Origin of the sequence: Methanopyrus sp. KOL6, from assembly GCF_002201915.1 — an archaeon.
In the GTDB taxonomy this organism is placed as follows: Archaea; JAADCQ01; Methanopyri; order Methanopyrales; family Methanopyraceae; genus Methanopyrus.
This window is the reverse complement of the sequence record NZ_CP019470.1, coordinates 586,042-611,046: the sequence shown is the minus strand read 5'-3', so window position 1 is coordinate 611,046 and position 25,005 is coordinate 586,042. Positions and strand designations below refer to the sequence as shown.

The window sequence follows — 25,005 nt, the reverse complement described above, 5'->3', positions numbered from 1 at the left end:
ATCAGTCTCCCTCCCCATCCAAGAACTCCGTGAGAGTGCACTGCTTCTTACCACCATCCTCTCTCAGCGGTTCGGGTTCTAACTTCTTCCACTCTAGCCCGTACTTCTCTAAGAGGCGTCGGCACTTGTCGGTCACGGACGGAGCGACTAGTATTCCGCGTACTTCCTCACATCGTTCTTCTCGAAATGCCTCCACGTATCTGCGCAGCTGAGACGCCGCACTCACACCAGCTCGGGCTCGCTTCAGCTCTAACACGATGAACCTACCTTTCTCATCGTAGCCGACCATGTCAGCCACACCGGCTTCGCACTCCACTTCCTCACTCACGGGGCGAAATCCCGGCTCGATGACGCTGGGATTCTCTCGGATTACACGTTTCATGTCCTCTTCGGATTTGAATAAGTAGAACACGGAATCCTCACTCTTAGCCCCTTCCTTCGGCAGCGAGCAGGCTAGGAACACCCGGTGGAAATACACCACGACTTCCTCTGGAACGTCCAGTCTTCGAGATCTAAGCACGACACATCCGTCTCGGACTTCGATCGACTGTCTGGACGGTGCGGGGTTCCAGTTGGTCGGTTCTCGCTTCTCCATTGCGTTGTGGAGGATGAACGTGCCGTCCGGTTTGCACATGGCGATTCGAAGTGCGGGACCGGCCACCGACTCGGCACGGCCACAATACTCGGCCTCACATATCCCTGCTAGTATCACCGGTTGTCGTCCCAGGGCCTCCGAAAGCTGCTTCACCTCCTCCGGATCCGGCTCCACCAGTACCTTCGTCAATTCCGACCCCCGAGACCTATAATTACGCTCCCGAGTACCTAGCGCCGTAGGGTGGAAGCTGCGTGCGGAAGAAGTTGCCGGTGGCTCCGTTCGACCGGGCCTTAAGGGCGGCCGGAGGGGACGTACGTGTAAGTCGGAAAGCCTCCGAAACTCTCAGGGATCACGTCCAACGGCTGGCGGAGGAAATCGGTAAACGGGCCGGAAAGATCGCGGCGTCGCGGGGAAGTCGGTTCGTGGAGCGGACAGACGTTGAGCGCGCCTTCGCCGAGGTGGTGCTCGGGATCGACAGTGATTAACCCTCGAACCGATCGATCGCCAGCTCGGCTACGTTCTCCACGGCGTCACCCACGTGGTCGTAATCACCTCCGACGGCAATAGGGACGTTGTCCACGTACACCACGTCCAGTCCGGCCTTCAGGGCCTCCCTAGTGGCCACGTCGACGGCGGCTGCCTTCAGCTCCGCGAGCAGTACGTCCGCCCCGTCGATGTACTTCTTCAGGTCTTTGCGGAGCTTCGGACGGTTGCTGAGGTGCGGCGACGTCCCGACGATCTCACACCCGTATTCCTCTTCTAGGTGCTCGACGAGTCTCGGGACGACCTCATTAGGTGCCGTCGTTACGAATACCGCACGCTTACCCTCCACGTCCTCGGTGGGTTTAGGTCGGAATACCGAAAGTAATACTTCGATGCCGTCTCCGGCTTCCCGGACGGTGCGCTCGACCTTCCTGATTTTCGCGTCGTCCGCCATCGGTTCCTCGCACATCGTGATGATAGCCAGATCGCACATCCGGATCCTGTAGGGGCCTAAGTACCCGCCGATGTGCTCTAGTGGCTGGTTGGCCCCGACGATCACGATACCCGCGTCCGTTTTGATCGGTGGTACGGCCGCGCCGCTGCCTTCGACCACGATGAAGTCGGCCGGCAACTCGTTAGCTACCTTGGCACCGCGCACGATGTTCGTGGTGAAGGTGCGTCCCGCCAATCCACCCGCGCACCGTCGACACCCGACCGTCGGAATCCTGCTGAGGAGCGCGTCTTCCCAGTGATCGCTCGCCGCGTGCTTACCTTTCTCGGCTTCTTTCAATAGGTACTCTGGGGTCAGCTCGATCTCGTCCCCACGCACTATTTCGGGTTCCCTCGGTCCTCCACGACCCATTACCACTACACACGGGTTGTAACCCCGTGCATTGAGCACACGACAGGTGTAGGCGGAGACGGCGGTCTTGCCAACTCTCTTTCCTGTTCCTATGATCCGAAGCGACGGCTTCTCGAGGACATCGTGGAACTCCACCGGCTTCAGCCGGAGGTCCGGGCACCAGTACTCCGCTCCCGCCGAGAGTACTGCTGAGGCTATCTCAAACCTGTCGTCAGGACTGACCACGGGCTCGTCACTCAGGTCCAGCACCACATCTACGTCCTCTTCCTCGATTACCTCGACGATCAAGTCTACCGGTATCTCGCCCTCGGATTCCGGTAGCCAGACCCGTACACCCAGCTCACGTTTGACGGTCTCGGGCTCGCTGATCTTCTCGGTCCCTCCGATGAACACGGCACCTACGAGTTCTCCTAGGTCCAATTCCTCTACGGTCTCCAACGCCTCTCTGGTTACGGGGGTGTAGTGCTCACCGTCCACCAACGCAAGTATCTTCTTCACAGCGGTCAGTCCCCCAACACCTCCTCCGAATCGATTACCTCCGCCCCGAGCTTTTCCATGTGATTCAAAGCGAACCTGTGGGATTCCTCCTCAAGTGACGCCACGCAGTCCCTTACTACGTACACTCGATACCCTCGCATGAGCGCGTCCGCGCATGTGAAGAGTACGCAGATATCCGTGCACACTCCCGTGAGGTAGATCTCTTTCACGTTCCTGGATCGTAGGTCGTAGTCCAAAGACGTGCCGTAGAATCCACTATACTTCCGCTTCCGCACTACTAAGTCGCCGTCCTTCGGTTTCAGCTCTTCTACCGGTTCCGCACCTTCCGTTCCCGCAACGGCGTGTTCACCCCACACTTTGAACTCCGGATCATCCGGATAGTGCTCGTCCCACACGTGGACGACCAGACCACCTCGCTCTCTGAACTCATCCGCGAGACGGGCGATACGGGGTACTAGTTGACGTGCCTTCGGAACCTCCAGTGGGGCTCCCTCCTCTACGAAGTCGCGGATCATGTCTATGATCAGTAGTGCGTACAATCTTATCTCCCCCGAGGCCGGAGCAGTGCGGCTGTAACTCCAAGAAGCGCGGTCACCCACCATACCGGCGTAAGCCGACCTGCACCGCCGGACTCCTCGGCGCGCTTCGCTTCCCATAGCGGTTTTGAAGCGGGTTCGGCATTCGTCAATTTCACAACAGCGAGGGTGACGGTTTCTCCCACTTTCTCCATGTCCTTCGGGTCTAACTTGTCCGCCGTGTTGGACTCACTCCACGGTGGCACTTCGAACGGCTGACTCATCACCTGACACACGGGGACGCGTTTGGTCCTGTTATGATAGAACGGGTAGGTGTCGCTCGGATACGTCGTGTCTCCTACCATGACCGGGTGTCCAAGTTCTTTCGCACACTCTTCCAGAAGTTTGATGAGCTTCGGATCCCCCTCTACCGGTTCCGGTTTCGCACTCTTCCGAGTTAGGAACACATTCTGTCCGGCACCTACACAGTTAAGGTCGATTACTACTTCACAATTCTTAACAATCTCTGGGTGTTTCTTTACGAAAGCCTCTGATCCTTTGAACCATAGCTCTTCACCACCGAATCCAATTATCAATACAGTTTTCTTCGGACGGAAATTCTTAGCAAGTATTCGTGCCATTTCGACTTGAATTCCCATTGCTGCCGCATCATCTGTAGCACCTTCACAGAATCCTGGCGAATCGATGTGGGATCCAACAATCACATACTTATTTGGTTCATCAGTCCCTTTGATTTCTCCTATCACGTTGTACGTATATTTACCGCCACCTAAATCGACTTTTTCCTTGCGTACGTTAAGTCCATATTTCCTCAGCTCCGCTTCCATCATGTTGGCTGCTTTCAGCTCTGCCTCATTGCCTCCATAGCGTGGTCCTAGATTACATACCTTCTTAGCAAAGTCTAAAGCATGCTTAGGGTCGAACTCCTTGACTTTACTTACAGGGTTGAACGCTACTACGCCGGTAGCTAATACTAAGCATACTGCTACCCCTATAGCCGTTAAGATCTTGCCATTCATTGTCATCACCCCTAGTTCTTGCGATATCGAGGGTCCGAAATGTTTTGAGGAACATAACGATTTGTGGTTGGTGGACCCGCCGGGATTTGAACCCGGGGCCACGGCCTCGCAAGGGCCGCGCTCTGCCAGGCTGAGCTGCGGGCCCTTGGTCCAAGCCCTCCATCACCTCTAGGTATTTAATAAAGATTTCGCCTCTGGAGCGATAACTGTCCTAGAAACGCCACGAACACGGCTCCACTGATCAAGGCCGCGGCTACGGCGGCGGGATTGGGTAACTCTCCCTCGCCCTTGTGCCCTCCGCTCACCCGTAATATCACTTCTCCTAGCGGTTTCCTCTTGGGAATCCTCGGAATATCGCTGGCTTCTACCGTCTTGCCCATGAATCGGATCGGGTCCGGCTCTCCGTTAGCCCCTTCGAGTAGCGCTCCGCCATCGTAGGAAGCCCAAACTTTGACGCTGCTTGACGTTTTGTTCACCGTTAACTTGTACGTGATTATATCCCGTCGATGGAGTCCGTACGGGTCTTTCCCTGCGATCTTAACGGCAGCGTCGATGGGATTTTTACCGAACTCTTCGAATCGCCCCCGATTGTAATACCTCGGATTGTTGGTCACCTTAACGTACTCACCGTCCTTAATCCTGAACACGTCGACCTTCGATGAGGAGATTCTATAGTCGTACGACGCCACTCCAACGACGTCGCTCGGGGATTTTACGACGAAGTGTCCCCACTTAGCCTCCTTAAGAAGTTCTTCAGCTCTTTTGATTTCATCCTTCTTGATTCGGCCTCTGGATACTATTTCTGCCCCAAGTTTTTCAAGTTCCCTATTCACTTTAGGAATATCCCGTCCTCCTATAGTCACTATCCATCCATCTTCCGTAATTACAGTGTGGCAAAAGTACCCGCCTTGAACTTTGTATTCTTTAATCGCCTTCCGTCCAGCCCATTTCGTGCGCACGATCAGTATTTCAGCTTGATATCTAGCGTCTCTCCTGTACGCTACTACATCGTATCCGTGATGCACGTGCACTAGTACTGTGCAGCATCCAGTGTCGTGTCCAACATCGGTTTGGGTGGCTATAAGTAGGGCTAGTAGTGCGTGGGATAGCATGGATTTCCCCCTTAACCGATACGCTCGGCGACTGCACGCCCGGCGATAACTCCGGTAGCGGCAGCGTTCACGATGTCTCGGGATAATCCGGCGCCGTCACCGGCTACGAACAGGTTCTCCACTCTAGTCTCCAGGTTTTCGTTCGTTTCTACTCGAGCCGAGTAGAACTTGATCTCCGGTGCGTATAGCAGTGTGGAATCGGAGGCTACTCCTGGTATTACCTCGTCGAGATGTTCTAATCCTTCGATGATGTTCACCGTGACTCGGTGTGGGAGTGCCATCGAGATATCCCCAGGCGTGACGTCCGTTAGAGTAGGTGTAACGTGAGACCTGTTGATGCGATCCCAAGTCGACCGCCTTCCGCGGCGGAGGTCTCCGAGCCGCTGAATTATCGGTTTGTTTCCGCCGATGGTAGTGGCCAATCGGCCGATCGATCTACCGTACTCGATGGTATTTTCTACAGGTTCAGTCAAGTCTATACTGACGAGGAACGCGAAGTTCGTGTTTTCGGACTTCTTCCTCCGGTAAGAGTGTCCGTTTACACCCACGAATCCCTCGTAGTTCTCCTTCACCACATACCCGCCGTGACACACACAGAAAGTCCGTACCGGATCATCGTACGTTGGGGTCCGGGTGCGGAACTTCGGATCGAGCGATACTTTCACGACAGGTTCCATAATTATGCGAGGGACCTCAACTCGAACGCCGACGTCTATGGGATTGTATCTTAGCCGCAGCCCCAGCCGCTTCGCCTCACGCATCATCCAGTTGGCTCCGACACGTCCAGGAGCCGCGATGACGTAGTCCGCTTCTACCTCACGTCCGTCTTCGAGCTTAACCCCTCGCACGCATTCGTCGGCCAGGATCCTCTCGACTCTGGTTTTCGGGACGATTTTTACCCCTAACTCCTCCAGTTCACGGACCAATGATCCTACGACCTTCGGCAAGTTGTCCGAGCCGATGTGACGTTGTGGAATCCGGACGAACTCGACATCGGCTGCCGCTGCACGGAGTGCGATCTCCTCCGCCTTCGGGCCTTCGGGTACCTTGAGTTCCTTCGGTGCTCCGTGCTTCAGGAAGACTTCGTCGACGTACTCGACGAGTTTGTTCGCTGACTTCTTGTCCCCTACGATGGAAATCAAGTCGCCCCCGACGTCTGGCCTGAGGTTCAGCACGCCATCTGAAAGTCCACCGGCTCCGCCCACGCCGCGCATTACTTCTCCGCTCTCCAGCCGGTCTTCCAGGCTAGGTCCTTGTTCGTACACTACTACCTCTACGTCTCGCTCGGTCCTAAGCGCCACTTCTCGGGCCGCGAAGAGTCCTGCCGGTCCTGCGCCGATGATAACGACTCGATCCATGTCGGCCTCGCCCGCACCGATCATCCCAGACGGTCACCGTCCTCAGAATTCGTCATCCACTCGTTCGGGCCCTCTGGCACACTGGGCTGCTGTCTCAAGGAGCCCGTCGACGGCTTCTAACAGTTTCGCGGTTTTCTCCTCCGGGATACCCTTCTCGCCTCCTACCGGGATTATTTGGAGCTCCACATCCAGCTCTTCGTCTACCTCCTTCAGTGCGTCTTCGACCACACGCGCAAGGTGGACGGCTATAGCATACGGCTCCTTAAGACCCGGATAGCCGCGGATCACTGCGAAAAGGTCCCAGTTCTTGTCTTCTGGGTTCTGAAACAGGACTACGTAGTAGACGTACTTGCAATCCTCAGGCACCGGGAGGTCTGGCAGCTCATCTCCTTCTCCGCTCGAACTCATCGAACACTTCCCCTATCTCTATCCCTAGGTACGCGAGTAAGACCAACACGTGGAAGATTAGGTCGGTGGATTCATAAACTACGCCTTCCCGGTCCCTGTCCTTAGCCGCGAGGATGAGCTCTCCTGACTCCTCGATGATCTTCTCGCAGATCTTGTTGATGGCCGGTTTAGTATCGTCGCCCTCAGTGAGATCCGCGACGTAAGATCCCTCCGGACGCTCCTCGATACGGTTACGGATCACCTCGTAGACCTCGAGGAGAACCTCTGGGTCTCCCATCCGCTTCCCCCGGGGGGTGCTCTAGGTGTCCTGTAAGGTCAGGATACGTGGTATATACTCGACGGCGCTCACTAAGATTTGCCTGGATCACGGGTTCACAGTCACCCAACCCTCCGACGACATCAGACGGCGGTTCCCCGATGCAGAGTTCGACTCCGGTTCGCCCGACGTGGACGTCCGGGACACGAGGGATCGACACGGCATCGAGATCCAGGGCCCGGCAGATGACGTTCGAGAACTCGTGAACGTCCTCCAGTCGGAGGTTTGGGCTACAGTTACGGTCGACAAGATCGGAGAAGGGAGCGTATTCAAGGGCGTAGTCCGTGAAATCGATGATCGGGCTGGGGTCGCCGTCGTAGACCTCGGGGACGGGCTTCAGGGTTTTCTCAGCGAGGACGAGTCGGAGGTCGTGGAGGAAGGAGAGGAGCTCGTAGTACAGGTCGCGAAGTCCGTGTCTGACGGTCCGCTCAAGCTGACGACGGAGGTTACGGTGGCCGGCGAGTACGCCGTCTTGGTACCCGTTGAAGGGATCAGAGTCAGTCGCAAAATCCGGGACGAACGCGAGCGTGAACGTCTGAAGCGTCTCGGCGAAGCGTTGGTCCCGGAAGGGTGGGGGTTGATCTGGAGGACCGCCGCCGAGGGCAAGTCCGGGGAAGAGCTAGCGGAAGAGATCGAAGGTCTAATCGAGGAACGCAAGCAGCTGTTCAAGCGTGCCGAGGAAATGTCAGAACCTGGTCCTATCCGAGAGGTTCGTGAGGTGGAGTTAGAGCTCCATTCACTAGCTAAAGGCAGGCTCGATTCCGTGCGCTCCGAAGTCCTACCGACTGTAGTGGGTCATCATTACTTCAAGTGCCGCAGTCTCGCCGGTAGCGTGGCCGTAGATACCGTGGAACCGTTCCTGGATGACCTAGACGAGGAAGCCGTTGCGGAGCGCCTGATCCAGTGCCTAACTAGGTCGGAAGGGCCGTCTGAAGGCGATAGTATCGACATCGTCCACGTGAAACCGGGGAAAGGAGTCAAGAAGCTCGGTAGGAACCCTGAGGTAATAGAGTATGACCCCCTGGAGGGAATCCTCAAGGTGCGTCGTGAGATGCGTGGACCTGGCTTTTACGATGGAATCGACAAACCAATTGAGGAAGGTGATTACGCCATCTCAATATTCCCAGACGGTTCAATGGTTACGGTCCACCAGTATTTCAACAAAGACGGTGAGCTGAAGGGTCGCTACTACAACATAGGGACACCGCTGGAGGTGTTCAAGAACTGCGTGCGGTACGTGGATTTGGAGGTTGACGTCGTCGAACCCGAGGAAGGGGAGCGCGAAATAATCGACGAGGAGGATCTGGAGCGTGCCGTTGACTCCGGTCTTATCCCGGAAGAACTCGCGGAACTTGCACTGGAGACCGCTAAGAGGGTCGAAAAACGTGGGATGAAGGAAGTTAGACCATACCCAGTGTGGAAGGGATTCGAGCACGGTTGAACCTCAGGGGAAACGATGTTGGAGTGGGAGCGCGTGTTGGCCCGGTGTGACGGTTGCGGGGCTTGCGAATCCAGATGTCCGAACGATATACCCAGGAGGTCGTTCAACGTGCTCGCCGCTTTGGGCCGATTCGAAGAGGCGTTGAGTGTGGCTTCCGATTGTACGGTATGTGGCCTCTGTGAGCAGCTGTGCCCTCACGACGTTCCCCACACCGAGGTGATCACCGACCTGAGGAAGAAGGAACCCACCCCCGAAGCCGTGCGAAAGGCCAGGCAGATAGGCACCCCCTACGGACGAAAGCTCGCGGACGAATCCGAGCCCTTACATGGTGACGGAGTGGCGATCTTGGGATGCACGATCAGAAGTCGACCGGAGTGGCTTCAACGAGTCATCGAAATCGTGCGCCGCGCGGGATTGGCGACTTTAGGCGAGGATGAACCTTGCTGTATGAACTTCGCTCGGAAGCGTGGTGAGGAAGTCCCCGAGGAGATAGTGCAGAGGTGGTGCTCGATGTTCGATGATTTCGACACCGTGGTGGTGTTCTGCCCGGGCTGTTACGATTTTTGTGTGGAAGTGGTAGGAGAGCGTCCGCTGTACTACGCTGAGATAGCGGAATTCGACGGGGTGCCGGAAGGTGCCGCTTATAAGTCACCGTGTCACCTCGTAAGGCATGGAGTGGACGACTACGTCCTGGAGCGCCTTCCCGACGTTGAGTTACCACCGCGTAGGTATCGATGTTGCGGCGGCGGGGCGCTTGTGAAGAAGCCCTCGGAGTCCACGGTGAGGACGTACGAACGACTCGGAAGACCAATCCTCACACCCTGCCCTATGTGCGTCAGCACACTCGAGGAGGTTATCGACGCAAGGCCTCTGTGGGACCACGTCGTCGATTTATCCCGATGAGGAACCCGCTGTCTGCCGACGTTTTGGGATGACGAGGTTACGCACTCCCTTAGGGGTCTCGACTTGACGTTGGACGAACGTGATCTGAAGCTCATCCGGGAGGAACTGGGCAGGGACCCAAACGCCACGGAGCGAGCCATGTTCGAGAACATGTGGTCGGAACACTGTGCCTACCGTAGTACTCGCCACTTACTTCGACAGCTTCCCAGCGATGCGGATCATGTCATCGTGGGTCCCGGTGATGACGCCGCCGTAGTTGCCATCGACGATGAATGGGCCGTAGTGGTCGGTATAGAGAGTCACAACCACCCCTCCTACGTGGACCCGTACAACGGGGCGGCGACGGGCGTCGGCGGGATCGTCCGAGATGTTCTGTCGATGGGAGCGTTTCCGATAGCTCTCCTAGACCCGCTTCGCTTCGGCCCGCTGGACGGGGGACGCGTCCCCTACCTCGTCGACGGTGTCGTCCGAGGGATCTCGGACTACGGTAACCGCATCGGAGTTCCGACTGTGGGTGGAGAGCTGGAGTTCGATCCTTCCTACGAGCGCAATCCCCTCGTCAACGTTATGTGTGTGGGTATAGTCCGCAGAAGTGAGATCGTACGAGGTCGTGCAGACTGCCCCGGAGACGTGTTGATACTAGTCGGCGCTCGGACGGGCCGCGATGGGATCGGTGGTGCGGCCTTCGCTTCTGAGGAGCTGGGAGAGGAATCGGAGGAAGAAGACAGGCCGGCGGTCCAAATCGGCGACCCGTTCACGGAGCGTCAACTGATCATCGCCATCCGGGAGGCCGTCGAGCGTGGTTTGGTCAAGGGGTGCAAGGATTTAGGTGCCGCCGGTCTGACGTGCGCCGCAACCGAGATGGCCGCCGATGGAGGGACCGGCGTCGAGATCGACGTCTCCAAGGTCCCACTCCGGGAGGAAAGGATGGAACCGTGGGAGATCATGCTCTCGGAATCCCAGGAGAGAATGCTGCTCGTCGTGGCTCCTGAGGACGTGGACGAGGTGATAGAAATCTGCCGTAAGTACGGTCTCGAAGCGTCGGTCGTCGGCAGGGTTACTGACGACGGCTACCTTACGGTCAAGGACGGTGACGACGTTATCGCCCGAGTTCCCGCAAAGTTTCTGGCCGATGGTGCTCCCGAAGTCGAGTGGGAGGAGAAGCCTTATTCGTACCCCGAGAACGTGGACGTGCCGGAACCGGACCCCGAAGATCTAGTGCGCTCAGTCTTGAGTTCTCCAAACGTTTCGCCGGCGCTTCGTGAGTGGGTTTACCGACAATATGACTATGAGGTGCAAGGACGTACTGTCGTGAAACCGGGTCACGATGCTGCCGTGATGTGGCTGCAGCACGAAGGCCTAGAAGACGTGGCCTTAGCCCTAACGACCGATTCGAATCCACGGCACGTGCTCATCGATCCGAAAACAGGCACGGAAGGGTGCGTCGCCGAAGCGTTGCGTAACCTAGCTACCGTCGGAGCGGAGCCGCTCTGCCTGGTTGACTGCTTGAACTTCGGAAGCCCGGAAAACCCGCGAGTCTATTACCAGCTTCGCCGATCGATCGAAGGGCTCGGAGAAGCAGCCCGCGAGTTCGAGGTTCCTGTAGTCGGAGGAAACGTGAGCCTGTACAACGAGCACGAAGTCGACGGCCCGGTAAATCCCACGCCCGTGATAGGCGCCGTGGGAGTGATCCGGGGATTGGACCATCTAGAAGACTTCCCTCGAGAGCCCGAAGAAGGCGAAGCGGTGATAGTCTTAGGGGAGACTCGGGAGGAACTCGGCGGGTCCCTGTATCTCATCGAGTACCATGGTATCAAAGGTGGCAAGGTACCACGCGTGAGATACGACGGGGAGCGAGCCCTACACGACCTGCTCCGCCGCATCGCGAGGCAGAATATGATTTCTTCGGTCACCGACGTGTCCACTGGAGGACTTCTAGCAGCCGTGGCTGAGCTACTGGGATCCGTAGGAGCTTCCCTGGACCTATCCGAAGTCCCGAACTCCGTGTCACGGTGGGATTTCCTACTGTTGTCCGAGAGTCACGGTCGGGCTATCGTGACTACGGACCGACCCGACGACGTGTTGGGAGCCGCTGAAGAGGCCGGTATACCGGCTCAAGTGGTAGGGAAGGTCACTGGAGATGGTATCCTGCGGATTTCGGTGGGATCCGTGGACGTATCACTGGATCGAGAGGAGCTGGAAAAGCTGTGGAGGTCCCCGTTGCACTACCTGGAATAGGGGGTGCTACGACTGTCTGAGTTCCTAGTGTTCATCGATCATCCATCCAAGAAGGAGGTACCTAACTCCGAAGTAGAGGTGGCGAGAAGGCGCGTTGAACAATTGGGTGGAAAGATCGTCTGGTCAATCTCTGGAAGTGTACGGAAGTACCATCCCGACGTGCGATACGTCGAGAGCCTACGTAAGGAGGGGTACGAGCTGGCCCTTCACCTCAGCCCAGGTTACATCGGCCTCCACCGTACATCTCTCGCCACCGGAGTTCCGGAGAGTAAGATTAAGGAGGCCGTGTACGACGCGTTGCGCATCGTCGACGGTGCTAAGTACCTGACGGCCTGTGGCCCTCTCCACACGGCACTCTTCCGTGGAAAGGTGCCTAGGAAGGGCTGGAAGGAAGATCTCGGCCCTGAGTTGCATCCCTCGGTCGTTCACGGTCTCGGTAAGGCTGCGGCGGAGACGGATTTGCACTTGCTCGTGGGGGTGCGTTCCCCGGAGTGGATTAAGGGCATCCTCGACGAGTTGGGAGTGAAGTGTATCGAGGGTATCGGGATTGATCATTACACGATCGACGACGAAAGGCCCGAAGAGGCAGCAAAAATGGTTGCTGAAGGTGAGTGCTCAGCAGTTATAGTCCATCCGCGTAAGGACACGTTCCGTCGATTACACAAATTTATTACGTGCTTGAAGCGCATCCAGTAAGGGGGTGGGGGGTCCAAACGTGTATGCCGATCTGGGTGAAGAGGATCTGGAGGTCCTCAGAGACGTAACTTTATCGCTCCTAGACAGTGAGAAAGGGGTGGATCCTGAAGTCGCGAAGAGAACCGTGGATGTGATACTCAAGCGTGAGGCCATCGACGAAGAGATAGCTGAGGAGCTGGGCGTTGACCCGAGAGAAGTTCGGAAGGTACTTTACAAGCTCCATGAACGCGGCGTTGCGACGTTCAAAAAGGAGCGTCGAGAAGAGTACCGATACCCCGTCTACTCATGGCGGCTCAACCTTCGAGAAGTCCTCAGGATGTGCCTCGAGGAGCGTCGACGGGAGCTCGAAGAGGTTGAGCGTGCACTCAGTAACGACATGTCTCATCCCGTATTCCACTGTGGAAACGATGATTGCCCTAGAATGTCGTTTGAGGAGGCTATGGAACACGAGTTCCGATGCCCTAAGTGCGGTGAATTGCTGGAAGAGGTAGATCTCACCGAGGAGAGGCGCGAGCTGGAACGGCTAGCGGAGGAACTAAAAGTAGAGATCCGAAGGCTGGAGGAGCTCAGGGAACGGCTCGGTTGAGGGATCCTATCAGAGACCTAGAGCGAGTAGGTTGTCCCAAGCACGTTATCGAGCACTGTAAGGCCGTCTGTCGCTTGGCTGAAGAGATGGCTGAAAGATGCGAAGAGGACGCAGATCTGAGCCTCGTACGCACCGGGGCATTATTACACGACATCGGTAGAGCCCGTACTCATGGCATAGATCATGCGGTCGTGGGTGCGAACATAGTCAGTGAATTCGGTTACCCAAAGGAGGTCGTCCGGATCGTCGAGAGGCACATCGGAGCCGGTATTCCCAAGGAAGAAGCCAAGAAGCTGGGTTTGCCGCCGAAGGATTACGTTCCCGAGACCCTCGAAGAGAAGATCGTGGCGCATGCCGATAACTTGACGTTCGGAACGGAGCACGTTCCGATCAAGGTAGTCGTTCGCAAGTTCTCTGAACGATTAGGAGGAGATTCTCCGGCCGTTAAGCGCTTGATCGAGCTTCATAACGAGTTGGTCGATCTGAACGCTATACCTCCCGAATTAACCCGGTGGTGATCGTGTGTCCGTTGTGGATGTGACTATACTGGAAAAGTTGTATCGGAACAGCGGTGCCGAGGAGTCACTCCGTACCCAGGTTCAAAACGTTATATCTGAGTTCGACGCCGAACTTGAGGAGATCAGGAAAAATTTCAGGGCTTGGGCAGTGCTACGCATTCGAGGCCCTGAGGTGGAAGAAGCTGTAGAAGAAATCGTGGAAGAGTTCGACACTGTAAGATCGTTGTTTGACGTTTCCCCGGGCGACATCATCTATGGTCGGATCGTGGACTTGTATCGCGTCGGCTACGGTGTCTACGTAGACATCGGAGTAGTAGGTCCCGAAGTCGTGGACGCGCTAGTACCACTCTACAGACTCCGTGAGCAACTCCTGGACGGTGAGAAGGCGTCGATACGTGACATCGGTAGGAGTTTCGGTTTCGTCGAGAATATGCCTCTAGAGGTGGAGATCGTCGAGGTGAACGAGGAACGTGGTGAGATCGAAGCGAAACTCACCGATGAGCAGGTTGAATACCTTCTCGAGATGGCGGCAGATCATTACGATAGAATGATCGTGGCCGGTGTCACGCGGAAACGCCTTCAGAGGATATTGAACCGCGCCGGCTTCGGGCGACGCGTCATCCGGATCGAAAGATGGGGGCTTCTGGAGAGCGAAGTGGTGTTCGATGAAGGCGTCGACGCTCCCGGCGTCCTCGCCAAAGTAGGACCGTACCTGCGAGGCTGTGAAGTGGAGCTCATATACGATGACAAGTTCTTGGAGCGGATAGGTTTCATCCCTAGTCCTGAAGGTCCGATCCTCGAATGATGTTCAGTCACAGATTCCTTCCCAGAGATCCATGATCGGTTCTATTTCGATCGCCAACACTCCGAACATTTTCTCCTTCCCACTCGAATAAAAGCGCCGGTATATATCTACACCTTCCTCGATGGAGTCCACGTTCGGAAGGACGTTTTCGAGCCCCTCTTCTCTCAACATCTCTTCGAATGAGTCGTACTCTCTTACGTCTATTACCTTTACGAGAAGCCTGCGGTTGAAGAGTATCTTATCTCCGGGCTTTATCCTGGCACGTTTGTCGTCCTTCACACGCCCTTCTACGGTCTTTTTACCCTCTTTGATGAGGTTCAAGTACTCCTCCTCTAACCCCATGTGGTGGACTCGTAGCCGCCTACCCTCTCGGCGCGCTTGTTCCAGCTTCATGGGATCCTCCCCCTCGAAGAGTATGGTCCCGAGGATAACGCCCGAAACACCTGGGGTACCCAAAGCCAGCTTCACGTGCTCCGGATGCCCGACGCCCCCTCCGATCAAGACCGTAGAATACATCCCGACGGACGCCGCGGCTTCGTATGGCGGTCCCTCCTTCGAACCGATTGCACCGACGTCAATCACGAGCACGCCCGGATCGCGTCTGTACACTATATCCACCACGGCGTTCAAGAAGTCGCCCACGCCGTCCCAGTTGCCGAGGATCTCAGAGCCGTTCAAGTCCAGCCCTGCCACGGCACTCTCGTCTTCCTCTAGATCCTCGATGTACTCGCTCTTATCATCATAGCATTCCGTGGGGATCACCCTGTGGGCGTGACTCGGAAGGTCGGGTTCACATGCTCCCACGTCCACGAAGATAGGCTTCTCTAACGATTCAAGGACATCCGAGATATCCGCAGGCTTACCGCGCAAAATGGCGTCCAAGTCCGCAACGTAGACGAAGTCCAAGTCATAACGTTCCACTAAAAGCGTCGCTAATTCGTGCGGGTCGTCCGGTAGATCGTAACGTTGAGAGATCGGTATGTACTCCCTGACGTTGGGACTCCGACGAACGACGACTTTACCCCCCTCAATGTCCAATGCGACACCGAGGCCCAAGTGCTTCTCCTCGGCTTCCAGTAGGTCCCACGCGGCTGCCTTGTACAGTTGGAGTGCCCTCACCTCGAGGTGTTCGGCCCTACCCTCCAACACCCGAGTTAAGTTCCGGAGTGGGCCGATGTGGTCGCCTCTTCTCGCCGTCGCGGCCCCCGCCAATGCTTCGGGATCGATTCCGGTGGTCCTCCTGAGCGCATGTCGTAGCGTTTCGATCGCACCGCGTACAAAGATGCTAGTAGAGGCTTCGTCCCATTTCCTCTTGAGTGACGCTATCCTGGCGTCCGACACCCGTCGCAGCAGCGGTCTCAGCTCCCTTATCAACGTGGGTTCCCCGGTGTAGCTTTTATCACTAAGATCTTAGGGAACTTCGAGGGTTCGTCCGGTTGAGGGCGGCACTCGCGCTTGAGGATGGGACGATAGTACATGGCGAACTTTTCGGGAGTCCGCACGAGGCCGAAGGGGAAGTCGTGTTTAACACTTCTCACACCGGCTTCCAGGAAGCTCTAACAGATCCGTCCTACCGCGGACAGATCCTGATCATGACGTTCCCGATGCAAGGTAACTACGGGATCTTACCGGAGGTCGGCGAGTCCGATCGGGTGCAAGTGGAGGGCTTCGTCGTGCGATACCTTCACGATGGTCCTACCCATCCGCGTGCCGAAATCACATTGGACGAATTCCTCCAGGACCACGGCGTTCCTGGGATCTCGGGCGTCGACACGCGGATGCTTACGAGGAAAATCCGGATAGAAGGCGCCATGAGAGGGGTTCTGGTACCTTACGAACAAGGAGACCGACCTTCTGACGAAGAACTACTGGAGCGAGTGCGAGAAGTCCCCCATATCTCGGAGATGGACCTGGTACCGCAGGTCTCGACCCGTAAGAAATACCGGTTCTCCGACGGGAAACCGGAGATCGTGGTCATAGATTGTGGAGTGAAGAGGAGCATATTGCGTGAGCTGGCCAAACGCGGCGCCGGCGTTACCGTAGTCCCATACAACACCCAGGCCCAGGAAATAATGGACGCCGATCCCGACGGTGTCGTAATATCAAATGGGCCGGGTGACCCCAAACGCGTCAGGGAGACCGTGGAAACCGTCCGTGAACTGATAGGTCAAGTTCCATTGATGGGTATATGCCTAGGCAATCAAATCCTCGGACTCGCAGAGGGGGGCGACACTTTCAAGCTGAAGTTCGGGCACCGTGGAGCGAACCAGCCAGTCAAGGATCTCGATAAAGGTAGAGTTTACATCACTTCCCAAAACCATGGATTCGCACTGGATTCGGACAGTCTCAGAGACACACCACTGAGAATCCGCTGGGTTAACGTCAACGACGGTACAGTCGAAGGCGTCGTTCATACGGACGCTCCGGCGTTTTCCGTGCAATTCCACCCAGAGGCAGGTCCTGGCCCTTGGGATACTAAGTGGGTGTTCGACGAGTTCCTAGCCATGTGTCGAGAACACTGACATCCGGGGAACCACAGTTGGACCGCATCGCCGTACTGATACCAGCTAAGCACGAATCAGCGGAAGCCGTGGAGAAACCTCTCCGTTCCGTCTTATCACAGAAGGGCGTCGAAATCGAGAAGATTGTAATTGCTGCCGGGACGGAAGATGATCACAGACGGTTCTCGCGGCGGTTCGCCGACGACGACATCGTGGAAGTAGTGAAGGCGGGAGGCAACGTCAAGGGTGAGACGGTCAACAACGCTCTGAAACGCGTGAGCGTCCGCGCCGACTACGTATTCCTCATCGACGCCGGGGACGAGCTCAGTTCCGACCGCTACATCCGTGAACTGCTCGAGGAGGATGCTACCCTAGCCTTCGGTAGAATCCGATACCGTGGGAGGAACCTGACAGGATTGATGGTGGGGCTTCAGTTCGACGTCGTCAGTTCTGGAATATCGTTCTGGGGGAACGTCGTCGGGTCGGCCCCAGTTTTCACCACAGGCACTCTGTTCAAGGCGACGTTTCTCCTCGAAGAAGGGCTCCCCGAAAATCTCGCTGAGGACGTAACACTCGGTTTGACCCATACTTGGCGTAAGGTCGGGTTCGTATATCGGGCTGATTTAGAGGTGTGGATGGATGACCCGGCCGGCCTGAAGGAGAACTTCTTCCAGCAGTCACGTTGGTGGGCGGGAATGTACCAAGCTTGCGCAGAGGCACTCCGATCTCGGAATCTTCCCGGGATAGGGTTCGCAGTCTTCGTCCTGGGATCGTTTTTGGCGTCGTTCCTCACCACTTATGTTCTCCCGCTGATGTATCCATGGACGATATTGATTTCCATCACCGGTCGCGTGATTTACTCTGTCCTTGCCGCACTAGAATGTTCAGATCGTAGGGGGCCACTCTGGGCTCTCGCCGTTATTCCTTGCCAGTTTATGTGGACGTTCTTCGTCGAATGGGCCGCCGTGTACGGCCTAGTCTGGCTTGCGATCCGTGGTAACGTTTGGTACAGTCCCACTCGCGCTTCGGAGGGGGACGATCATGATTGATCGTCATGACGGTATTCGCGCATCCAGACGACATGGAAGTTCACTGTGGCGGGACTGTGCGTAAGCTTTCCTCAGCGGGGCACAGAGTCATTGAAGTCATAATGAGTAAGGGAAACAACGGTGGCGACGAGGAAGTCCGGGAGCGTGAGGCTCTCGAGGGTGCTAGATGTCTCGGTGTCGACCGGGTCGAATTCCTAAACCATGAAGACGGTAGGATCTCCGTCGATCCCGAGAGTATCGACGCCGTCCGGGGACTGATCTCGAAGTTCGAGCCGAACGTTGTATTCACACACTCACCCAACGACACGCACCAAGACCATCGCCGCACGTTCCGAATAGTAACGTCTGCCGTCAGCAAGTTCCCAGAGGTGACCGTGCTAATGGGAGAAGGACCTTCCACGGTGGGGTTTCAACCAGTGGTTTACGTCGACGTCACCGACGTGCTAGAGAAGAAGCTGGAAGCCGTTAGGGTGCATCGCTCTCAGGTTGAACGTGGGGCGATCAGTGAAGAAATGGTTTTGAAGACGGCGGAGTTCCGTGGGATGGAGATGGGTGTTAGATACGCGGAAGCCTTCGAGGCCTTCCGGATCAGCGGTTCACTGCTCCTCGGCTAGGTCCCTTTCCCGGACCGGCCCTTCTGGCTTATCTTCCTCGAACACTTGCGCTTCGAACACGTAGATTTCGCAATCCGAAGAACACCACCAGTCCGGTGGTAAGCCCGCCTTGAGACAGGCATGAGACAGGAACTCTATTTCGTCCCAACCTTCTTCCACGGGTACCTGCGGCAGCAAGAGCCCCGATCGGGCTCCGCGGCGCACTATAACGCCGTGCCTTCCGATCTCGATCTTCTCGACGTACTCCTTCGGGTTATCAACCTCAAGCTTCTTAGGCGGTGTTAACACGCTGACTTCTACCCTAATCTTCTCCATCTCCGAAAGGTCGCGCATAGGCGGGAACCTCGGGTCCCCAGTGGCTGCGCTGATCGCGGCCTCTACGGTAGCTTCCACGAGCGGCTTGATAGGCTCCGGGAACCCGATACAGCCTCTCAGCTCGTCGCTCGGGTACTTCTTAAGTGTGACGAAGACTCCACGCTTTTCCTCGAGTCGTTGAGTTAGAGGCTTTTCCTCGATCTTTTTGCCTGACTCAAGGTAATGGACGATCGCTTTCCGCGCGAGGCGGACAAGGAATTCTCCCTCCTCCACTGTCAATTTTTCACCCACGTGGATGCCCCCTTTGAGGATCCGACACTCGGCGTAGTACTTCCTTGACTCGATCGATAGTCTCCTCCATATCTCGCCAATGCCCGCCGACCCAGTACTTACGCCTACACTTGGGGCATTCCCACGTCACTTCGAATGGTCCTGGATTATCCACCGCCGTCCGTCGCACCCGTACGTTGCACTCGGGACATCGTGATTCATCCGGGTCTAGGAAGGCCTCGTCTCCCAAGAACTCTAACGTCTCGGCTATTTGTTCCGGTATACTATTGGCGGTGATTAGAACGGCCTGAGTCCTTCGGGCTAGCTGTCGGTCTCTCGTGATCAATATGGCCCCGTGTTCTCGGCAGAATTCTAGCAGCACTTCGTCTTCGTCCTCGACCTTCGTAGGATCGACTACCTCATGGGCGGCTATCGTAGGATAACCTAAGAGTCTCAGCCATCTACACAGTCGTAGAAGCATGTGATCGGTGAGGAGGAGCGAGGGGAGAGGTCACCCCGCGAGGTGCTGATATTCCTCCTTCAGTTTCTCGTACTCCTCCAGCTTCTCCTTGGAGACGGAAGGTGGCACTTTCTCAACGGCTTTCTCGAAATGTCTCCGCTCCACCCGAAGCTCCTCAAGTAGTGCTTCCTTTCTGGCTTCGAGCTCTTCCTCGGTCTCTGACTCATTCTCAATCCTCTCCAGCTCATCGAGTACCTCGCGAAGCGCCAACATCGCCGCCTCCATACAGACAGCTTCGATATCGGCGCCGGTGTACTTCGCGTTCTCTTCACGTTCTCTCCTCCGAAGTACCTCGACGATGTCGTCGATAGTTAGATCTTCCGCCAGTGGCATGTCTCGGGTGTGGATCTTCACGATTTCCTTCATCGCCTCCTCGTCCGGCGGTGGCACGTATACTACCCTGTCGAAGCGGCCTGGCCTTAATAGCGCATCGTCGATGATGTCCGGACGGTTCGTCGCCGCGATCACGAAGACGTCCTCGGTAGCTTCGATACCGTCCATCTCCGTCAGCAGCTGGTTGACGATACGCTCGGTGACGCGTGAACCTCCTGCCTCGATACCGCGCTTGGGGGCGATCGCGTCGATCTCGTCGAAGAATATCACACACGGGGCAGTCTGTCGGGCTTTCTGGAAAATCTCCCTGATCCTTTTCTCCGAGTTGTGCAGCAGGACTCCTTGGCCTCCGACGAAGTTGTGGCCCAGCTTCACCTCTACAACGTCGTACACGTACTCATCGTCACGGTCCAGCGGCACGATCTCCTTGATCTTGTCGAAGTACAGGTGCCCGAGCTCCGCCTTTATGAGACCACCGTTCGCGGCGACACGATCTGAAATGTACTCGACCTCGACGTGAGCGTAGTGGCTTCCGACGAGCTCCGTCGGGATGTCGGAATGTCCCCTCGTCCACTTCTCCTTCGCTAGGAACTCCATGATCCGCTCGTTCTTTTCGGACTGCGCGAACCCGACCTTCTCCACGAACGTGCGGATGTGCTCCGACTTGGTGATCATGATGCGGTGCTCAGTGCTTCCTTTCGCGTCGTCGCACTCGTACCTGCGCGCTACGATGCCTAGGATCTGCAGCGCGATGAGAAGCTCATCGGCCAGATGCTTGCTCACTGCGGTCGTTTCGATGATTGCAGACCGACCGTGCTGCTTCACCGAAAACGATCCGTTGCCGGTGTAATACCCGCGTAATACGGCGTTGAGCAGCTCAGGCTTCAGCGACAGGAGTGGTCCGAGTCGCTTCTCCCGAGCCTTAGTACCCAGCTTCTCGCACAGTCGCCTAAGCTCCCGACTCTTAACCCAATAGCTGTAATCACTCTCATGGTACCGGCCTTCCCAGCCCCTCTCTCGCACTATCCGGTCAATCTCCTCGATCACTTCCGGGTCTTCACTATGTATCCTGACGGCGTCCTTTTGGTTCGTCAGGCTACCTTCCGCCACGTACAGGCCTAGCAGGAATGCCAAGTCCTCGTCGATCTTGACTCCGTCAATCTCGTCCGAGTTGCCGGCTGGAAGCCTCGCTGGCAGGACGATCCAGTCTCCCTCCGACAGTTCCGAGGTCGGCACGTCCACGATCTTGCCGTCACGGACCGTGAAGACGGAGTGATCTTCGGTGACAATGACCTCACGACCCGTGCGCGTGATGATCTTCACGAGACCGGTTCGGCGGCGGTGCCGGGCGATCCGGTCCACCTTCGACCAGACGATACCATCGTCCGTCAGCGCGGCGACTTCGATGTCCCGATTCTCCTCCCACAGCTCGTAGAGCTCCTCGATGGGTACTAGCCTAGCTTCCCCGTCGACCTTCGCCCAGACGACCTCGTCGCCCGGGATTGACTCGCCTACCCATTTACTGAGAACTTCAGGTCCTCTGACGGCGATGAAGTTGGCATCCGACTCGTTCGCTACGGCTTTGGCGAGTAGGGTCTTACCGGTACCGGGCGGGCCGTAAAGCAGTATACCCTTAGGAGGCCTCGTACCGAGTTTCTCGTATGCTTCCGGGTACTTAAGCGGGTATTCGACAGCCTCCTTCAGCTCCTGCTTGACGTCCTCGAGCCCTCCGATGTCGTCCCACGATACGTCCGGCACCTCGACGATGACTTCGCGCAGCGCCGAGGGTTCGATTTCCTTCAGCGCCTCCATGAAGTCGCGCATGGTGACCTTTAACTCCTCTCGGATTTCGGGTATCTCCCCGGCTTCGAGCACCTTTTCTAGCGCGTCGGTGTACTCGACGTCTTTTTCCTCCTCTTCCTCGACTTCCCTTAGAACGCGGCGGAGCGCACGCTTTTTCTCTTCCGGAATCCTCGCGCGATCCAGACCCTTCTCCAGTACCTCCATGAGCTCTTCGTCCGACAGTTCCGAGACCCTAACAGCTACTTCTCTCTCTTCCTTTCCACCCTCTTCGGCCAGCTTGGCGCCGATCTTCCGAATCGCCCTGCGCAGAGCCTTCAGTCCAGCGCTCTTACATAGGGCCTCGAGATCCGCACCTGTGAAGCCGTGGGTGAGTTCTGCCAGCTTGTCCAGGTCGACGTCGTCGGCCAGCGGCATGTCGCGAGTGTGAATTCGGAGTATCTCCTTCCTGCCTTCCTTATCCGGAACTCCGATTTCGATTTCTTTGTCGAACCGCCCTGGCCTTCGAAGTGCGGGATCGATATCGTCCGGGAGGTTCGTCGAGGCCAGCACGACCACACGCTCGTCTTCGGACAGTCCGTCCATGAGGGTGAGCAGCTGTGCGACGACCCGCCGTTCGACCTCGCCGGTCTCCTCACGCTTGGGGGCGATCGCGTCGATCTCGTCGATGTAGATTATCGCCGGGGCGTTCTTACGGGCTTCCTCGAAGACTTCACGGATTCTCGCTTCACTCTCGCCGTAATATTTGCTCATGATCTCCGGCCCGTTGATAGAGTAGAACTTCGCCCCGCATTCGTTCGCTACGGCTTTGGCGAGTAGGGTCTTACCGGTACCGGGCGGGCCGTAGAGTAGCACGCCTTTCGGCGGCTTGATCCCCAATTCTTTGAGAAGTTCCGGTCGCTTTAGTGGGAGTTCGACGTACTCCCTGATGAGCTCGATTTCCCGGTCCAGTCCTCCGATGTCGTCATATGTCACGTCCGGGATTTCCGCAGCTTTCGCGAGGTCCTCCGAGTACGGTTTGACCTCGATCTCAGTTTCGGGACCGATCACGGTGGCATCTTCGGGCTCGATCCCGACGACGAGCAGGCTGTCTGGGAACTTGATCAACACGTGTCCCGCTATTGTCTTGCCTTGAACCTCCAGCGGGATCACGTCCCGGTGCGTCGCGGGAATCGGCGCCTGCTGAGCACGTGACCGTAAGTAACGCTTAATCTGCTCCAAAATGTCCTGCTCATGTTCCCGTGTCAGTTCCTCTTCGACTTCCTCTTTGAGTCCGACTTGGACCGGAACTACTACACGTTCCGTGGGCATCAGTTCGACGCGCTTGGCGACCCTCTCTTCGGCCCGATCTACCTCGACTGGCTCGCCTACAGAGGCTCCGGCGTTCTGCCGCTCATATTTGTCCATCCTCACTATCCCTTTACCGACATCTTCCTTCTTAGCCGGTAGGACGCGTGCTACCGTGGTCTTCGACCCGGTGATTTTGACGAGATCTCCTTCTGAGACTCCAACACGATCCCGAGAGGCTTTGTCCATACGTACCGTGCGCTTACCCACGTCCTCAGGATAGGCTTTTTCTACTCGGAGCTTGATCGGCAACTCCGACACCCCAACACGATACGTTCCTCCGATTCGAACAGTGAACCGTCGTATAAACTATCGTCTATCGGATAGAGAGTGCCGTATCTCCTTGGGGGAGGGGACCCTTTGCGGTCTTGCTTTCCCGATGTTCAAAGTTCCGACCCTCAGATCCCGGCTCACCTAACCCGGGTCGGGATCAGCGGGATAAAGAAGCTCGTAAAAATACCGCGTCGCGGAAAGCGTCCCATTGTACTCGTGTCCACGTTCAACCTGTTCGTGGATCTCCCCGCTCACCAGAAAGGAATACATATGTCACGCAGTCACGAAGTGCTACAGGAGGTTCTCGAAGAGCTTGAGATGTCGATCGAGGAGAGTGATGTCGTCATTGAAGACCTATGCTCGCGGATATCCCGAAGACTCCTGGAACGTCATGATTACGCGACGCGATCTGAGGTTTATATGACCGGCGAACTGATACTTTCCCGGCGAACTCCAGTAACGAGACTCCCGACTCAAGAACCTTACAAAATCATCGGTCGTGCGGTATCCAAGAGGACCGATAACGGCATCAAGACTAGAAAGATGGTCGGAGCCGAGGTAATCGGACTGACAGCGTGTCCGTGTGCCCTTGAAATGATGCGCGAGCACGGTAAAAAACGCGTGAAACGCAGGTTGATGGAGGAACTCGATTTGGAGAAGGAAGAGGCGGAAGCACTCGCCAAGAAGATAGTGCACGAGGACGTGCATCCTATGACCCATAACCAGCGAGGAGTTGGGACTATACTCATCGAAGTGTCTGACGTGCACAGGGTGAGCATCAACGACATCATCGAAATAATAGAAGAGTCCATGAGCGCTCCGACTTACGAGCTACTGAAAAGGCCCGACGAGCTTAAGGTCACGTGCTCCGCGTGTGAGAACCCGAAATTCGTCGAGGATTGCGTCCGCGAGATGATTAAGCGAATTGTCGAACGGTTCGATTACCTTCCCGACGATGCTGTAGTTATAGTCCGCCAGATAAACAAGGAGTCCATCCACAAACACGACGCGTTCGCGGAACGTGTTACTACCATGGGAGAGCTAAGGAAAGAACTGGGGAGTTAATCGTGCCCGGCACTCCAATCCACATTCATCGACTCGCTAAGAGGATCATGACGGAACTTGACGCTTTCGAGGGCTCGCGGCCACTATTGGATGACGTAGACGTCCTCATAGTCCGCGGTATGAGTAGGGGTGAGGATTGGGACCTCGACGACTTGCAGGGATACCTGGAGAGCGTCCTTGAGCGATGCGACGTCGAGGTGGTCGACCAGGAATCTCCGAAGGGTAAGGAGCTGATAGAAGAACTGGGGAGGTTCGTAGCAGAGCGCATTCAGGCCCAATACGCTGACGAAGAGCCCGTTCCCGTGCGTCCCGTGGAAAACCCATTAGAGGCCGTCGACGCCTTCACTCAGGGTGAAATTTTCCTCGATCCGCTGGGCTTCGAACGTCTTAAACGCGACCTCGAAGCTCTGGGTTGTGCCGTCGCCTACACCTTCGGCCGAGCCTCGGATGACTTGGTGGTCTTCCTAGCCGCCTGGGCGGACCGGAGTGGCATCGGACCTAAGTCGGTGGAGCTACTGGTCGCCAACTTGAAGGGGTAGTCCCG

23 protein-coding genes, 1 tRNA gene and 3 pseudogenes are annotated in these 25,005 nt (G+C 56.6%); 13 read left to right on the top strand and 14 right to left on the bottom strand.

Annotated features, from left to right (window positions below; translation table 11 throughout):
• Nucleotide 1: 1 nt before the first annotated feature.
• Nucleotides 2–784: an endonuclease NucS gene (gene nucS / locus BW919_RS03485; RefSeq protein WP_088335670.1), complete on the bottom strand. Its 783-nt coding sequence runs from the start codon at nt 782–784 to the stop codon at nt 2–4.
• Nucleotides 785–846: 62 nt separating this feature from the next.
• Here nucS and BW919_RS03480 point away from each other — a divergent pair, with 62 nt between their 5' ends.
• The gene (locus BW919_RS03480) at nt 847–1,080 is read left to right on the top strand and encodes a histone family protein (RefSeq protein ID WP_088335669.1); all 234 of its coding nucleotides are present in this window, start codon (nt 847–849) and stop codon (nt 1,078–1,080) included.
• On the opposite strand, the gene BW919_RS03475 is transcribed toward BW919_RS03480, so the two are convergent.
• The 8 genes from BW919_RS03475 to hisE form a co-directional block, all read right to left on the bottom strand.
• Nucleotides 1,077–2,447, bottom strand: coding sequence for a cyclic 2,3-diphosphoglycerate synthase (locus BW919_RS03475; protein WP_088335668.1), 1,371 nt, complete (start codon nt 2,445–2,447; stop codon nt 1,077–1,079). The two genes, BW919_RS03480 and BW919_RS03475, sit on opposite strands and share 4 nt — an antisense overlap.
• Nucleotides 2,444–2,977: a cysteine hydrolase family protein gene (locus BW919_RS03470; protein ID WP_088335667.1), complete on the bottom strand. Its 534-nt coding sequence runs from the start codon at nt 2,975–2,977 to the stop codon at nt 2,444–2,446. Before BW919_RS03470 ends, BW919_RS03475 begins: the two co-directional genes overlap by 4 nt.
• Nucleotides 2,978–2,979: 2 nt before the next feature.
• Nucleotides 2,980–3,993, bottom strand: a complete 1,014-nt coding sequence (locus BW919_RS03465; protein WP_157665965.1) for a M28 family metallopeptidase — start codon at nt 3,991–3,993, stop codon at nt 2,980–2,982.
• Between the two features lie 68 nt (nt 3,994–4,061).
• Nucleotides 4,062–4,138, bottom strand: a tRNA-Ala gene (locus BW919_RS03460).
• 31 nt (nt 4,139–4,169) lie between these two features.
• Nucleotides 4,170–5,105 (bottom strand): hypothetical protein, encoded by a 936-nt coding sequence (locus BW919_RS03455; protein WP_088335665.1) that lies wholly within the window; start codon nt 5,103–5,105, stop codon nt 4,170–4,172.
• Between the two features lie 11 nt (nt 5,106–5,116).
• Entirely contained in the window at nt 5,117–6,463 is a 1,347-nt protein-coding gene (locus BW919_RS03450) for an NAD(P)/FAD-dependent oxidoreductase (RefSeq protein WP_088336484.1), read from the bottom strand.
• A gap of 42 nt (nt 6,464–6,505) precedes the next feature.
• Nucleotides 6,506–6,871, bottom strand: a complete 366-nt coding sequence (locus tag BW919_RS03445; RefSeq protein ID WP_088335664.1) for a hypothetical protein — start codon at nt 6,869–6,871, stop codon at nt 6,506–6,508.
• Complete coding sequence (gene hisE, locus BW919_RS03440; RefSeq protein WP_088335663.1) at nt 6,846–7,148, bottom strand: phosphoribosyl-ATP diphosphatase; 303 nt, start codon at nt 7,146–7,148, stop codon at nt 6,846–6,848. Before hisE ends, BW919_RS03445 begins: the two co-directional genes overlap by 26 nt.
• A 25-nt stretch (nt 7,149–7,173) precedes the next feature.
• Here hisE and BW919_RS03435 point away from each other — a divergent pair, with 25 nt between their 5' ends.
• From BW919_RS03435 to BW919_RS03405, 7 genes are all read left to right on the top strand, one after another.
• The gene (locus BW919_RS03435; RefSeq protein WP_088335662.1) at nt 7,174–8,628 is read left to right on the top strand and encodes a ribonuclease E/G; all 1,455 of its coding nucleotides are present in this window, start codon (nt 7,174–7,176) and stop codon (nt 8,626–8,628) included.
• 15 nt (nt 8,629–8,643) lie between these two features.
• Complete coding sequence (locus BW919_RS03430; protein WP_088335661.1) at nt 8,644–9,531, top strand: (Fe-S)-binding protein; 888 nt, start codon at nt 8,644–8,646, stop codon at nt 9,529–9,531.
• A gap of 63 nt (nt 9,532–9,594) precedes the next feature.
• On the top strand, nt 9,595–11,769 hold the full coding sequence (gene purL, locus BW919_RS03425) for a phosphoribosylformylglycinamidine synthase subunit PurL (protein WP_198324663.1): 2,175 nt from the start codon (nt 9,595–9,597) through the stop codon (nt 11,767–11,769).
• A gap of 3 nt (nt 11,770–11,772) precedes the next feature.
• Nucleotides 11,773–12,465: a hypothetical protein gene (locus BW919_RS03420; RefSeq protein WP_157665963.1), complete on the top strand. Its 693-nt coding sequence runs from the start codon at nt 11,773–11,775 to the stop codon at nt 12,463–12,465.
• A gap of 19 nt (nt 12,466–12,484) precedes the next feature.
• A complete protein-coding gene (locus BW919_RS03415) occupies nt 12,485–13,051 on the top strand; it encodes a hypothetical protein (RefSeq protein WP_157665961.1) in 567 nt (188 codons plus the stop codon).
• Nucleotides 13,048–13,569: a TIGR00295 family protein gene (locus tag BW919_RS03410; protein ID WP_088335658.1), complete on the top strand. Its 522-nt coding sequence runs from the start codon at nt 13,048–13,050 to the stop codon at nt 13,567–13,569. The genes BW919_RS03415 and BW919_RS03410 overlap by 4 nt, the downstream gene beginning before the upstream one ends.
• A gap of 4 nt (nt 13,570–13,573) precedes the next feature.
• A complete protein-coding gene (locus BW919_RS03405; RefSeq protein WP_088335657.1) occupies nt 13,574–14,374 on the top strand; it encodes a DUF2110 family protein in 801 nt (266 codons plus the stop codon).
• 3 nt (nt 14,375–14,377) lie between these two features.
• Here BW919_RS03405 and BW919_RS03400 read toward each other — a convergent pair whose 3' ends face one another.
• On the bottom strand, nt 14,378–15,748 hold the full coding sequence (locus BW919_RS03400) for a HisA/HisF-related TIM barrel protein (protein ID WP_088335656.1): 1,371 nt from the start codon (nt 15,746–15,748) through the stop codon (nt 14,378–14,380).
• 62 nt (nt 15,749–15,810) lie between these two features.
• On the opposite strand from BW919_RS03400, the gene carA reads away from it, so the two are divergent.
• Genes carA through BW919_RS03385 form a run of 3 tightly spaced genes read left to right on the top strand, consistent with a single transcriptional unit; the run spans nt 15,811 to nt 18,538 of the window.
• The gene (gene carA, locus BW919_RS03395; protein ID WP_088335655.1) at nt 15,811–16,896 is read left to right on the top strand and encodes a glutamine-hydrolyzing carbamoyl-phosphate synthase small subunit; all 1,086 of its coding nucleotides are present in this window, start codon (nt 15,811–15,813) and stop codon (nt 16,894–16,896) included.
• Nucleotides 16,897–16,913: 17 nt separating this feature from the next.
• Nucleotides 16,914–17,924 carry a glycosyltransferase family 2 protein gene (locus BW919_RS03390; RefSeq protein ID WP_157665959.1) on the top strand — a complete coding sequence of 337 codons (1,011 nt, stop codon included), beginning with the start codon at nt 16,914–16,916 and terminating at the stop codon, nt 17,922–17,924.
• 5 nt (nt 17,925–17,929) lie between these two features.
• Nucleotides 17,930–18,538: a PIG-L deacetylase family protein gene (locus tag BW919_RS03385; protein ID WP_232452937.1), complete on the top strand. Its 609-nt coding sequence runs from the start codon at nt 17,930–17,932 to the stop codon at nt 18,536–18,538.
• Here BW919_RS03385 and BW919_RS03380 read toward each other — a convergent pair.
• The 4 genes and pseudogenes from BW919_RS03380 to BW919_RS03370 form a co-directional block, all read right to left on the bottom strand.
• Nucleotides 18,521–19,144, bottom strand: coding sequence for a TIGR00296 family protein (locus BW919_RS03380; RefSeq protein WP_088335652.1), 624 nt, complete (start codon nt 19,142–19,144; stop codon nt 18,521–18,523). The two genes, BW919_RS03385 and BW919_RS03380, sit on opposite strands and share 18 nt — an antisense overlap.
• Nucleotides 19,137–19,607 (bottom strand): annotated as a pseudogene (locus tag BW919_RS03375) (Mut7-C RNAse domain-containing protein); the annotation flags it as partial. The pseudogene BW919_RS03375 and the gene BW919_RS03380, both read right to left, overlap by 8 nt.
• Nucleotides 19,608–19,634: 27 nt before the next feature.
• Nucleotides 19,635–20,300, bottom strand: a pseudogene (locus tag BW919_RS08175) (AAA family ATPase); the annotation flags it as partial.
• 12 nt (nt 20,301–20,312) lie between these two features.
• Nucleotides 20,313–23,384: pseudogene (locus tag BW919_RS03370) on the bottom strand (AAA family ATPase); the annotation flags it as partial.
• 99 nt (nt 23,385–23,483) lie between these two features.
• On the opposite strand from BW919_RS03370, the gene mptA reads away from it, so the two are divergent.
• Together mptA and BW919_RS03360 are read left to right on the top strand one after the other, a co-directional pair.
• Nucleotides 23,484–24,461 carry a GTP cyclohydrolase MptA gene (gene mptA, locus BW919_RS03365; RefSeq protein ID WP_088335649.1) on the top strand — a complete coding sequence of 326 codons (978 nt, stop codon included), beginning with the start codon at nt 23,484–23,486 and terminating at the stop codon, nt 24,459–24,461.
• Nucleotides 24,462–24,463: 2 nt separating this feature from the next.
• Nucleotides 24,464–25,000, top strand: a complete 537-nt coding sequence (locus tag BW919_RS03360; RefSeq protein WP_088335648.1) for a DUF2120 family protein — start codon at nt 24,464–24,466, stop codon at nt 24,998–25,000.
• Nucleotides 25,001–25,005 lie beyond the last annotated feature (5 nt).